This window comes from Brucella haematophila, assembly GCF_005938105.1.
Taxonomy (GTDB): domain Bacteria; phylum Pseudomonadota; class Alphaproteobacteria; order Rhizobiales; family Rhizobiaceae; genus Brucella; species Brucella haematophila.
Map to the genome: position 1 here is coordinate 108,653 of NZ_VCPE01000012.1, position 12,901 is coordinate 121,553.

Genomic DNA, 12,901 nt, shown 5'->3' on the forward strand with positions numbered 1-12,901 from the left:
TTTGGTCCTGCTTCTCAGACAATGTTCAACGTCACGGCAACCGGGCAATGATCGCTGGCTTTGGGCCGGTCCCAGCCCGTGCGTGGATAGCGTTCCACCTGCTGGTCCGGTGGAAACACCGTGCGCCATGGCTGGCCGCGCCGGACGATCTGCGGCACCGCGCTTTCATTCTTCAAAGCAAAGGATGGTGACGCCAGGATGTAATCAAGCTGACAAAGATGTCGCTCCTGTGGTCCGCGTGTGTGATAGAGCGTCCAGCGATCCATGACCGGGCGGCGCTCCACGAGGTTGACGGCAAAGCCGTCATTGAGCAGCACGTCGAGCGCGCTTTCCTCTTCCTCGACCGGCGTAAATTCATAACCGTTCCATTCATCGCCGCCGATGAGGATGCGCTCGCGATAATCGTTGAAATCGCCACAGATCAGCCAGCGCCGATCGGCTGCCTTGGCCGGCCCAAACTTGTCTTCGATAATGCGGCGGATCGCCCGCGCCTCGGCGCGGCGTACCGGCAGGGACGCAGTGCGCCCGTCAAAGCCGTTGCGCGCACCGGTCATGGATTTGAGATGCGTCACGAAAAGCGACACCGGCTTGCCCGCAATCCGCAAATCCACATTCAGGCAATCCCGCTTGAAAATGCGGTCGTGCGGCTCAATGCCAAGCTCGGCCAGAACAGGCTCGTAAAGTCCGAAATCATTATAGGTCAGATGTGCGTGGCTGGTGACCTCGCCCACCTCGATGGGCTGGCCGTCGCGGGTCGTATCCCGGATCATGACGGCCACATCGATGCCCCGGCTGTCATTGCCGTCGATCAGATATTTGTGCCGGTAGCCATGGCCGATCATCTTGAAAAGATAGCCATATTCGAAAGCATTGAGCGCGGCCAGATTATCGACTTCCTGCAAGCACAGAATGTCAGCACGGGTTTCAGCGATTGCCAGCGCCGTCATCTGCCTTGTATCGTCGGCATGGGCGACAGCACGCGCCTGCTCCAGCAGACGGTATTGCGCCTCGTCACCGATTTCGAACAATTGCAGGCTGCGGTCCTGATGCAATTCATTGCGGAAGCCGGAAAAATCGAACCGGCGCATCAGATTCTCGACATTGAATGTGGCTATCGTAAACATGTGCGAGCAATCTCGCCACTTGCATCGCGATTGGCAAGGACTTCTCGGCCGCGCCGGGATTTTTCTCCCGAGCGGATGATTTTGGAAGATAAAACACCCATATTGGGTGTATGGCGATAGCGAATGCCCGCACGCCATGCACGAAAGGCAAAGGTCGGAATGCTCAAGAAAGCCCTATGCGCAGCCATGATTTCCAGCCTGTTTGCGGTCGGCTTTGCCGCGCCAACCATGGCTGTCGAATTGCGCAAGACCCCTTATCTGCCTTCATTGCAGCCAGCCAGGCCGCCAATCGTCAATCCGAATTCGAATACCAATCGCCCGGGCCCGAATTCGCCGGGATGCTACGGCTCGGTCACCTGCCGCAACAGCGAAAGCTATATCTCCGGCGAAGGCGTGTTGCGCTACAAGAACGGCGAACCGCTGGAAGTGCGCCCATCCACCCGTCCGCAAGTTCAGCGCTTCGGACCGAGCGTCAATCACATGCAGTGGTGCTCAAACCGCTATCGGAGCTATCGCAGCTCCGATGACACCTATCAGCCGCTCGCCGGACCGCGCACCAGCTGCAACTCGCCATTTCAGTAAAAGACGAACCAATAAAAAAGGCCGGGTCGAACCCGGCCTTTTTTCGTTATTCTCCGACTATCAAGCAGCAGCAGACTTGCTGTGCGTGCGGATCAGGCGGCCAAGCCGCATGATGCCTTCGTCGATCATTTCGTCATTGGCGCACGAATAGCTGAGACGCAGCGTGTTCGCGCCGCTGGCATCGGCAAAGAATGCCTTGCCCGGAACGAAAGCGACCTTCTCGGTCTCGATGGACGATGCCAGCAGCTGCGCGCCATCCATACCTTCCGGCACCGTGACCCAGATGAACATGCCGCCTTCAGGCTTGGTCCAGCTGGTGCCTTCCGGCATATATTTGGCAAGGGCTTCCAGCATGCGATCACGGCGATGCTTGTAGACCTTGGCGATCTTGGTAACCTGCGCATCGAAGCCATGCGTCGCGACATGATAGATCGCGATCTGGTTGATGGTCGAAGAATGAAGGTCAGCCGCCTGCTTCATAAGCACGAGCTTACGGATAACATCCTTCGAGGCAACCACATAGCCAACGCGCAGACCCGGTGCGAGGGTCTTGGAGAACGAGCCGCAATAGATGGTGCGGGTCTTTTCGATGTCGCCACCATTGCGGGCGATGTCGAGCGAAAGGATCGGCGGGATGGCTTCGCCATTGTAGCGCAGATATTGATAGGCTGCGTCTTCAATGATCGGGATGTTCAGCTCGTCGGCCTGCGCCAGAAGCTTTTGACGGCCAGCCAGATCGACGGTTTCGCCGGTCGGATTCGAGAAATCAGCCGACAGATAGCTGAACTTCACCTTGCCGCCAGCCTTTTCAGCTGCCTGCGCATAGGATGCAGGCGTGCGGTTGCCGGTGATCGACAGCGTGTCATAGGTCGGCTCATAGGCATTGAATGCCTGCAAAGCGCCCAGATAGGTCGGCGCAGTCACCAGTGCCGTATCATTGGGCGAAATGAACAGCTTGCCAAGATAATCGAGCGCCTGCTGCGAACCGGAGGTGATGAAAACATTGTCCTCAGTGCAGGGAATGCCAATCTTGGCCAGCTCGCCGACGAGCCATGTGCGCAGCGGCTTGTAGCCTTCGGATACCGAATATTGCAGTGCGGCATTTGCCTCGGCACCCGTCAGCGTTTCCTTATAGGCAGCCTGAAAGGCTTCATGCGGAAACAGCGCCGGATCGGGAATGCCACCGGCAAAAGAAATAATGTCCGGACGTTCCAGAAGCTTTAGAAGTTCACGGATTTCCGATGCGCGCATGCGTTTGGAGCGCGTTGCAAAAACATTTTCCCAGTCCAACACGGGAAATCTCCTCAATTAGACTTAACCATCCATCTGATGGAATTCGTACTAGTGGTCTGATTCCAACATTTGCATCCCTCGGCTCAAGCGCTGAGCAAATGTTGGAATCATAAAGACCACTAGCAAGTTTATGTATCTAGTGGATTTTTCGAATTTGACGTTTGAAGCAGCATCTATGTCAACCGGGGTTCAAACGTCAAATTCAATCCACTCGCCAGATCTCCTCAAACCCTAGCTAATAGGGGGAAGCTCTAGCGCAATTTTAAACCAACGAGAACAGCTTTTCCCATGCTTCTATGGAATAAAGCTATTCGAAATTCTTTTAGCCTTCGACGTGCATGAAACGGAAAGCTGGCGCTGTGTTTTGGTTCTTTTCGTTCGCGGCTTAATCGCGATCAATCCAACCATTCAGCGTCAAGTAATGAAGGGGCGTTTGAAACGCCCCCTCTTTTTGCTCGTCATGGAAGCTCGAACGATTAGTTGCGAGCCTTGTCCACCAGCTTGTTCGCTGCAATCCACGGCATCATGGCGCGGAGCTTTTCGCCAACTTCTTCGATCTGGTGCGCATCGTTGTTGCGGCGGATACCCTTGAAGCGAGCAGCACCTGCACGATATTCCTGCATCCAATCGGAGGTGAACTTGCCGGTCTGAATGTCCTTCAGAACGCGCTTCATTTCTTCCTTGGTTTCGGCAGTGATGATGCGCGGGCCGGTGACGTATTCGCCCCATTCAGCGGTGTTCGAGATCGAGTAGTTCATGTTGGCGATGCCGCCTTCGTAGATCAGGTCCACGATCAGCTTCATTTCATGCAGGCACTCGAAGTAAGCCATTTCCGGTGCGTAGCCGGCTTCAACCAGAACTTCGAAACCGGTGCGGATCAGTTCGACCACGCCGCCACAGAGAACAGCCTGCTCACCGAACAGATCGGTTTCGCACTCTTCCTTGAAGGTGGTTTCGATGACGCCCGAACGACCGCCGCCAACGCCCGAAGCGTAGGACAGAGCGAGGTCATGGGCATTGCCGGAAGCATCCTGATGGATGGCGATCAGGCAAGGCACGCCGCCGCCCTTCTGGTATTCGCCGCGAACCGTGTGGCCTGGGCCCTTCGGTGCGATCATGACAACGTCGACCGACTTCTTCGGCTCGATGAGGCCGAAATGAACATTGAGGCCGTGTGCGAAAGCAATCGCAGCACCGTCGCGCAGGTTGCTGTGGATGTGGTCGCGGTAGATGTCAGCCTGAAGCTCATCCGGGGTCGCCATCATCATCAGGTCGGCCCACTTGGCGGCATCGGCAACGCTCATCACCTGAAAGCCGTCAGCTTCAGCCTTCTTGATGGTTGCGGAACCTTCGCGAAGGGCGACGCGCACGTTGGCAGCACCGGAATCCTTCAGGTTCAGCGCATGGGCGCGGCCCTGGCTGCCGTAGCCGACGATAACCACATTCTTGGACTTGATCAGGTTAACGTCTGCATCCCGGTCGTAATAAACGCGCATTTCCTATTCCCTTCGTTTCCAGTTTATTCTCTGGCCTTCTTGCGTCAGCCGATCTGATTAGGCTCCATACAGAGCGAAAAACTGCTTGGTGGCGCGCCGGGCGTCCCGGATGACCACGTCGTCAGTCAGTTCCAACCGGTCGCCCAACAGCAACCGGATTTGCATGTCCCGGACCACAAGCCCGAAGAACGTGCGAAATGCTTCATCGATATCGTCGAAAGCAAGCAGCTTGGCTTCCATCCCCATTTCAAGGATCGGCTTCAGGCGTTTGGCCATGGCCACCGGTCCATTGGAGAGAACGATATCGCCCAGCGCCGACTTGCCCGATGCCGCATGGCTGACCGCCAGACGGTTAAGCGCGATCGACGTGCGCCCCGAAAGCACCAGCAACCAGTCGCGGGCGAAGTGCTCCAGACTTGAGAAAAGCGACTCCGCATCAAGCTTCTCGCGCGCCAGCGGCACAACGCGAACCTTGGAGGCCTGCCAGCGAACCATCGCCGTCAGAAGACCGTCACGGTCGCCAAACCATTTATAGAGGCTTTCCTTGGAACAGTTGGCGGCACGCGCAATGCTCGCCGTTGTCAAAGCGCGGTCTCCGCCCTCGACAAGAAGGCGCAACGCCTGCTCCAGAACATCGTTCTGACGCGGCGAAAGAGCCTGCTGCTTTTGAGCCTGCAATTCGTCGCTACCATCAGTCACGGGTCACTTCCTCCTCTTGTACCGTACGGTACGGTTCCCATTCTATTAGACCTTGCCACATGGACGGTCAAGCGAGATTTTTGAAAAATTAGGACGGTAAAGGCTTGTACTAAAGATGCCGTTGCCGATAGCGCGATTGAACCATACACTCGCGTAAAAATAGTAGGAAAAACAAAAAATTAGGACGTCATCCGGAATCAAATTCTCAGATGACGCCCTCATAGACAGACGGTGATTAAAGCAAATTCCGGATCAGATATTCACCTGCGTGCCGATTTCCACCACGCGCCCGGTTGGAATCTGGAAATATTCGGTCGCGTCCGATGCCGTGCGCGCCAGCAGAATAAACAGCTTGTCCTGCCACAAAGGCATGCCCGAATGCACCGACGCCTTGAGCGAACGTCGCGACAGGAAGAAAGACGTCGTCATGATGTCAAACTTCCAGCCGAGCTTGCGGCAAAGGCCGAGAGCGCGCGGAATATTCGGCTGCTGCATATAGCCGAATTTGAGCGTCACCTGCATGAAGCGCTCGTTATATTGCGAGACGCGCGCACGATCCGCACTTGAGACCCACGGCTTGGAAGCTGTGACAACGGTCAGAATGACATTGTTCTGATGCAGAACCTTGTAGTGTTTCAGACTGTGCATCAGCGCGGTGGGCGCACTTTTCGGATCGCCTGTCAGAAAGACCGCTGTTCCCGGCACAATCGTTGGTGGACGCTTGGCCATCTGCTCGACGATGAGATCGAGCGGAACTTCGCCCTTGCGCGTTTTGAGGAACAGGTGTCGCGTGCCCCGCACCCATGTCCACATGATGATGACAAGCACGGCAGCAATGCCAATCGAAGCCCAGCCGCCTTCATGCACCTTGATGATGTTGGCGCTGAAGAACATGATGTCGATCAGCAGGAAACCCAGCATCAAAGGCAGGGCGCGGCCTACGGGCCACTTCCAAATCCGCGTCATGACGATATAGAGCAGCACGGTCGTCACCAGCATATTGCCGGTAACCGCGATACCGTAGGCAGCGGCCAGATTGGTCGACTTCTCGAAGCCCAGCACCAGAATGACCACGGCAAGGCCGAGCAGCAGATTGACGCGCGGAATGTAGATCTGCCCATGCAGCTTTTCAGACGTATGCTGAATTTCAAGACGCGGCAAAATATTGAGCTGCACCGCCTGTCGCGCCACGGAATAAGCGCCGGTGATGACGGCCTGACTGGCGATCACAGTTGCAGCCGTCGCCAGCAGCACCATCGGCAAAAGCGCGAAGCTCGGCAACATCTGGAAGAACGGCAACGCAGCCGCCTCGCCATGCGACAGGATGAAGGCAGCCTGCCCGAAATAATTGAGCACCAGACACGGAAACACGATCCACAGCCAGGCGCGCACGATGGGCTTGCGTCCGAAATGGCCGAGATCGGCATAAAGCGCTTCCGCACCCGTCATGGCGAGGAAAACCGCGCCAACCGTGATGAAAGCAATGCCCGGGCTGACCGCCAGAAAGCGTACGGCATAATAAGGATTAAGCGCGGAGATGACTGTGGGGTCGTCGAAAATATGCCAGAGGCCCGACGCGCCAAGCGCCAGAAACCAGATCGCCATGATCGGCCCGAACACGATAGCCACCCTGCCGGTACCGAGCTTTTGCACCGAAAACAGGGTCACAAGAATGACCACTGTGATGGGCACCACGAAGGGTGTGAGGCTGGGCGCGACAATTTCCAGACCTTCCATGGCGGAAAGCACGGAAATGGCGGGCGTAATCACCGCATCGCCGAAGAACAACGCTGCGCCGACAATGCCGACGCCGAGAATGAGATTGGGACGCCCCTTCAGCGCACCGCGCACCAGCGCCATCAACGAGAGGATACCGCCTTCGCCGTTATTGTCGGCACGCAGCACGAACAGGACGTATTTGATCGTGACGACCAGCGTCAGCGCCCAGAAGATCAGCGATACAACGCCAAGAATATCGGAGCGGGACAGAACGCCATCGGAAGCCGCCGCATGCAGCGCTTCGCGAAAGGCGTAGATCGGGCTGGTACCGATATCGCCATAAACGACACCGAGAGCGCCCAGGACCAGCGTCTTCATGCTGTCATTGTGATGATCGTTCTCTTCGGCGGCAAACCCGCCTTCGGAACCCGCGGCGCCGCCAACAAGCGGCGCGGCAGCGGCGTCCTGCGGGGTGGGTTGCGGTTGCGCGTTCTGGCCGTTCAGCTCATCGCTCATTTGCAAACACCTCGCACCGTCCTGAAGTCATTCTGGCTGGAAATCATATTATGTGGAGTCCACTCACAGGAACGCCCGCGAAAGATTGCGGATTGCAACAACCGTGCCGCACCTTTGCCCCAATCAGGTTCAATCATGATCACCGGACCGAACGGCAGAAACGCACCGCTCCGATGAAGCCCGCAAGGCGAAACTCGCCGGGGCGCACCGATGCGGAATGCGGACTTCGGAAAACTGTATCAATGCTTCCCTCATACGTTCCTGCGCGCCCCCGACGCGGATAGAACCAGCCGCGGACGCCTATAGCTTGTTGAGCTTTGGCACAAATGCGCTTTTTGCAATGCTCACATGGAAGCTATGCATATGACGCATTGAACGCACCAATTACCCAGCCAAAGCAGCGATGAAACGTGCCACTGTCGCCGACATACCATACGTCAAAGCGTCCGCCGTCAATCCATGTCCGATGGAAACTTCTTTCAATTGTGGCATGCGCTTGACCAGTGCGGGAAGATTTTCGACCGTCAGATCATGGCCGGCATTGACGTCAAGGCCGAGCGCCGTCGCGGCTTCTGCGGCTTTGCCTATCCGGTCCAGCTCACGCGCTGCCGCTGCCGGATCGTCATAGGTCGCGCCGTAAGGCCCGGTATAGAATTCCAGCCGGTCGGCACCAAGAGCCTTGGCCTTGTCGTAGCCCAGCGGATCGGGATCGGCGAACAGCGAAACACGCATGCCGCCCTTCTTCAGCCGCGCCACGATGGGCGCAAGATAATCGGCCTTGGACAGGAAATCCCAGCCATGGTCGGAAGTGGCCTGTGTCGGATCGTCCGGCACCAATGTCACCTGCTCCGGCTGGTGCTTTTCAACCAGTTCGAGGAAAGCTTCGCTCGGAAAACCTTCAATATTGAATTCAGCCTGCGGAAATTCATCGTCGATCAATGCACGAATATCGCCAAGATCGGAAAAACGGATATGGCGCTGATCCGGACGCGGATGCACCGTCAAACCCGCAGCCCCTGCCGCAAGTGCTATCCGTCCAAGACCGGTGACGCTCGGCCAGGGCAGATCGCGACGATTACGCAGCATGGCGATGGCATTGAGATTGACAGATAATTTCGCAGGCATGGAGGCATTTCTCCCATGATCGGTTTTCGCTTTAGAGCCTGTTCCAAAAGCCGTCCTGTGTGGCTGCAAATGTCGATTTTCTGCATTCCGGTGCTCACGTACTAATAGTACGCTCCGCTCCGGTACTCGAAAATCACCATTTTCGCACACACATGCCGCTTTTTGAGTCAGGCTCTTATATCGCCCGCCGCAGGAAAGTGTGAGTGTTTTCCCGCCGCACCCGATCACCCATCCCCAAATGTTGCCGTTTCCCGCCTTTCGAGCATGGGGCAAGCTTTTCCACGCCAAAATTGGAACAACGATCCGCAACCTTTCGCTGGGTCCAGACGTTTGAATCCTGTCCCAACAAGGGCTCGATTTGACGATTGATGATAGAAAGACGCTTGGAGACCGATGATGCGCAATGAGGACATCCCCGTCGTCCGCCGCATTCCCACAGACCGGAATGATGTATTCGCCTTTGCCATTGAAGGGCATCTGGACGATTCATCGCTGGAGAATCTCTACGGTCTGCTTGACGCCGCCTATGAGCAGTTTGAAGAGATTGATCTTCTGATCCGTCTCACCGGCTATGAAGGCGTGGACTGGACGGCAGCCTTTTCCGAAAGCATGCTGTCGATGCGTTCAAAATCGCTCAAGCATCTGCGCCGCTACGCAATTGTCGGAGGGCCATTGTGGATACAGGCCAGCATCACCCTGATGCAGCCCTTCCTCTCCATCGAAATGCGCTCCTTCGAAACCGATGAAGAAGAAGACGCATGGGAGTGGCTAAGCGCCAAACCGGTCGAAAGCTGATTATTTTACAATCGTCAGGCGTTCAGCCGCGCGGGTAATGGCCGTATAAAGCCAGCGCTCGCGCGTATCGCGAAAAGCAAAGCTCTCATCAAACAGCACGACATCGTCCCACTGCGAACCCTGCGCCTTATGCACGGTCAGCGCATAGCCATAGTCGAAATCGTCGTAGCGCTTCTTGGTCTGCCAGGGAATTTCGCTATCCGGGTCTTCGAATTGCGCCTTCAAAAGCTTGATTTTAGCGACACCGCGATCATCGTCTTCCGGCGCAACCAGCAGATTGATGCCGGGCTTCACGGTTTCCTTGGATGAGGTCATGACCTTCCAAAGCGAGCCGTTGAGCAGGCCCTTGGCCGGATCGTTGCGCAGGCAAACGAGCTTGTCGCCCGCCTGCGGATAATCCGCCGTGAAGCCCTTCAACTCACGCAGGCGCTGATTGTAGCGACGCCGCGTGCGATTGGTGCCGACAAGAACCTGATCCGCCTTCAGCACCATCTCCTGATTGACTTCGTTCTTGCTGATGACCTTCGCCGCACCGTAATCACCATAAGGCAATTCGCGCCCTTCCCGGACATCGAGCGCCATGCGGATAATCGGATTGTCCTGCGCCTGACGATGAATTTCGGTGAGCAGATAGTTCGGCTCATGTTCGGTGAAAAAGCCGCCGCCCGAAATCGGCGGCAACTGACCCGGATCGCCCAGCACAAGGATCGGCGTTCCGAAGCTCATGAGATCGCGCCCAAGCGCCTCGTCCACCATCGAACATTCATCGACCACGATCATCGCCGCCTTGGCGACCGGGCTTTGCCGGTTGAGCGAGAATGTCGGCGCGATGGACGTCTTGCCCGTCGTCTCGTCCTCGATGGCTTCCTCGCCACGCGGACGATAGATCAGCGAATGCAGCGTGCGCGCATTGCTGGCGCCCTTGGAACGCAGAACCTGCGCCGCCTTGCCGGTAAAGGCAGCAAACTGCACGTCGCCATCGACATGTTCCGCGAAATAGCGCGCAAGTGTCGTCTTGCCTGTTCCGGCATAGCCGAACAGCCTGAAAATGGGACTACGGCCATCTTTCAGCCATTGTCCCACGGCCTTGAGCGCCTGATCCTGTTCCGGTGAAAACTGCATGGCTCTTTCAGACAGGATTCGCGACCCGAAAACAAGATCAAACCGTGATCAAACAGCCGTATTCAGGAGGGCCGTATAGCGGGAGAGGTCGACATTGCCACCACTGATGATCACGCCCACGCGCTTTCCGCGCAATTGATCCGCAATCTGGCGGGCACCGGCGAAGGCCAGACAGCCGGTCGGCTCGACCACCAGCTTCATTTGTCGAGCAAAGAACTTCATGCCATCAACGAGCGCCTGATCGCTGACCGTCAGCACATCCGTCACCTTTTCGCGGATAATGGCAAAGGTCAGATCGCCAGGGGCTTGCGTCTGCGCGCCATCGGCCAACGTCTGCGGCGTGTCGATGCGCACAATCTCGCCCGCACGCAGCGACTGTTGGACGTCGTTACCTGCTTCCGGCTCAACACCATAAACCGCGCAATCGGGCGAAAGCGCTTTGGCGGCCAGAGCCGATCCGGCAATCAATCCGCCACCGCCGACACAAACGAACAGCGCGTCGAGCGGCCCCACTTCCTCGATCAGTTCCTTGGTCGCCGTGCCTTGTCCTGCAATGATATGCGGGTGGTTATAGGGCGGGATCAGGGTCAGACCACCCTCCTCCGCCAGACGGTTCGTCAGGGCATCGCGATCATCCTTATAGCGGTTGAACGTGATGACATTCGCACCATAGCCGCGCGTCGCTTCGAGCTTTGACTGCGGCGCATCTTCCGGCATCAATATGGTGGCGGAGATACCAAGTAGCTTTGCCGACAGAGCAACGGCCTGCGCATGGTTGCCCGACGAAAACGCGATCACGCCACGCTTCTTCTGCTCGTCGCTGAAACGCGACAGGGCGTTGAACGCACCGCGAAACTTGAACGCGCCGATCCGCTGCAGGCTTTCCACCTTGAAAAAGAATTCTGCGCCGGTCTCGTCATTCAGCGCCATGGAAGTCAGAACCGGCGTATGAAACGCGTGACCTTCGATCTGGCTCGCTGCGGATGCAACATCGTCATAGGTGGGAAGTGCCGACATGCTCATGCTCCTGATTGAATTAGAGCGCATCCCGAAAAGTGTGAAACGGTTTTCGGAAAAGATGCGCGTTAGAACAAAGGCTTAGAGCGAAGATCTGATTCAATCAGATATTCGCTCTAACGCAACATCGGCCAAAGGCTTGCGATAAGCAGCAAGGCCATAGCCATGTTGAACCATTTGAGACGCACAGGGTCGTCCAGCCAGTTGCGCAGCAACATGCCAAAGCCTGCCCAGACCGACACGCTCGGGAGATTGACCAGCGCGAAAGCGACACTCACCAGCGACACCGCGAGATAGTAATTGTCATGCGTTGCATAGGTGGCGATGCCGGTGACAGCCATCACCCACGCCTTGGGATTGACCCACTGAAAGGCTGCCGCCTGCATGAACGTCATCGGCTTGCCGTCACCATTACCCTTGGCCTCGCCGATGGAACGCGATGTCGCGATTTTCCATGCGAGATAGAGCATATAAGCGCCGCCAGCGAATTTCAGACTTGTATAGAAGGCTGGCACGGTTTCAAGCATCACACCCAATCCGAAGCCCACCGCCAGAAGCAGGCCGAAAAAGCCGACGCCAATACCCAGCATATGGGGGATCGTGCGGCGAAAACCGAAATTCACACCCGAAGCCAGAAGCATCAGATTGTTCGGACCCGGCGTTATGGAAGAAACGAAAGCGAAGGCGATCAGCGCCAGAAATATTTCGACAGACATGTGATGAACCCGATTTACCCGCACAAATTAGCTCAATAAAAAACCGGCACAATCGAAACATTGTGCCGGTTTTGAGCCTTATTGTATCGACCCTCTGCCCTTGGCAGAGAAGCTGTATTACATGCCTTCAGGACCGCGGTTCATCGCCGCCACGCCAGTGCGGCAGATTTCGACGAGGCCGAGCGGCTTCATGATCGAGATGAACTGGTCGATCTTCGCGGTCTTGCCGGTGATCTCCAGAATGAAGTGATCCGTCGTCGCGTCGACCACCTTAGCCTTGAACGCATCGGCAAGACGCAGGGTTTCGGCACGGGCTTCACCCTTGCCAGCCACCTTGACCAGCGCCAGTTCGCGCTCGATCGGACGATCATGCCCAAGTTCGCTCGCACGGTGGCTCAGATCCACCACGCGGTGAACCGGAACGATGCGCGCCAGCTGGTGACGGATCTGGTCAAGCACATGCGGCGTACCACGCGTCACGATTGTGATACGCGACAGATGCTTCTCGTGCTCGGTTTCCGAAACCGTCAGGCTTTCGATGTTGTAGCCGCGACCGGAAAAAAGTCCGATCACACGGGCAAGGACACCCGGCTCGTTGTCGACGAGGACGGCAAGCGTGTGGGTTTCCGGGGTCTGGGTTTCGGCTGCGATGAAGTAGGCCGATCCGGAAGCTAGGTTTTGTGCATTCATAATTATA

General features: G+C 56.7%; 12 protein-coding genes. 2 read left to right on the forward strand and 10 right to left on the reverse strand.

Annotated elements, in window-relative coordinates:
• Positions 1-14: 14 nt before the first annotated feature.
• Entirely contained in the window at positions 15-1,124 is a 1,110-nt protein-coding gene (locus FGI60_RS17760; protein WP_138786336.1) for an endonuclease/exonuclease/phosphatase family protein, read from the reverse strand.
• A 159-nt stretch (positions 1,125-1,283) separates the two neighbouring features.
• Between FGI60_RS17760 and FGI60_RS17765 the strand changes: the two genes are divergently transcribed.
• Entirely contained in the window at positions 1,284-1,706 is a 423-nt protein-coding gene (locus FGI60_RS17765; protein WP_138786337.1) for a BA14K family protein, read from the forward strand.
• 60 nt (positions 1,707-1,766) lie between these two features.
• Here FGI60_RS17765 and FGI60_RS17770 read toward each other — a convergent pair whose 3' ends face one another.
• From FGI60_RS17770 to FGI60_RS17795, 5 genes are all read right to left on the reverse strand, one after another.
• Positions 1,767-2,999, reverse strand: a complete 1,233-nt coding sequence (locus FGI60_RS17770; protein ID WP_138786338.1) for an aminotransferase-like domain-containing protein — start codon at positions 2,997-2,999, stop codon at positions 1,767-1,769.
• A gap of 476 nt (positions 3,000-3,475) precedes the next feature.
• Positions 3,476-4,495, reverse strand: a complete 1,020-nt coding sequence (gene ilvC / locus FGI60_RS17780; protein ID WP_078339362.1) for a ketol-acid reductoisomerase — start codon at positions 4,493-4,495, stop codon at positions 3,476-3,478.
• 57 nt (positions 4,496-4,552) lie between these two features.
• The gene (locus FGI60_RS17785; protein ID WP_078339363.1) at positions 4,553-5,194 is read right to left on the reverse strand and encodes a TetR/AcrR family transcriptional regulator; all 642 of its coding nucleotides are present in this window, start codon (positions 5,192-5,194) and stop codon (positions 4,553-4,555) included.
• A 252-nt stretch (positions 5,195-5,446) separates the two neighbouring features.
• Positions 5,447-7,291, reverse strand: a complete 1,845-nt coding sequence (locus tag FGI60_RS17790) for a potassium transporter Kup (RefSeq protein WP_138786389.1) — start codon at positions 7,289-7,291, stop codon at positions 5,447-5,449.
• Between the two features lie 522 nt (positions 7,292-7,813).
• Complete coding sequence (locus FGI60_RS17795; protein WP_138786339.1) at positions 7,814-8,554, reverse strand: pyridoxine 5'-phosphate synthase; 741 nt, start codon at positions 8,552-8,554, stop codon at positions 7,814-7,816.
• A 396-nt stretch (positions 8,555-8,950) separates the two neighbouring features.
• Here FGI60_RS17795 and FGI60_RS17800 point away from each other — a divergent pair, with 396 nt between their 5' ends.
• On the forward strand, positions 8,951-9,349 hold the full coding sequence (locus tag FGI60_RS17800; RefSeq protein ID WP_171058802.1) for a SpoIIAA family protein: 399 nt from the start codon (positions 8,951-8,953) through the stop codon (positions 9,347-9,349).
• Here the strand turns inward: FGI60_RS17800 and FGI60_RS17805 are convergent, their stop codons facing one another.
• The 4 genes from FGI60_RS17805 to ilvN form a co-directional block, all read right to left on the reverse strand.
• Positions 9,350-10,471: an ATP-dependent DNA helicase gene (locus tag FGI60_RS17805; RefSeq protein WP_138786341.1), complete on the reverse strand. Its 1,122-nt coding sequence runs from the start codon at positions 10,469-10,471 to the stop codon at positions 9,350-9,352.
• A 48-nt stretch (positions 10,472-10,519) separates the two neighbouring features.
• Complete coding sequence (locus tag FGI60_RS17810; protein ID WP_138786342.1) at positions 10,520-11,488, reverse strand: threo-3-hydroxy-L-aspartate ammonia-lyase; 969 nt, start codon at positions 11,486-11,488, stop codon at positions 10,520-10,522.
• A gap of 116 nt (positions 11,489-11,604) precedes the next feature.
• The gene (locus FGI60_RS17815; RefSeq protein ID WP_138786343.1) at positions 11,605-12,204 is read right to left on the reverse strand and encodes a LysE family translocator; all 600 of its coding nucleotides are present in this window, start codon (positions 12,202-12,204) and stop codon (positions 11,605-11,607) included.
• A 117-nt stretch (positions 12,205-12,321) separates the two neighbouring features.
• Positions 12,322-12,894 (reverse strand): acetolactate synthase small subunit, encoded by a 573-nt coding sequence (gene ilvN, locus FGI60_RS17820; protein WP_078339370.1) that lies wholly within the window; start codon positions 12,892-12,894, stop codon positions 12,322-12,324.
• Positions 12,895-12,901 lie beyond the last annotated feature (7 nt).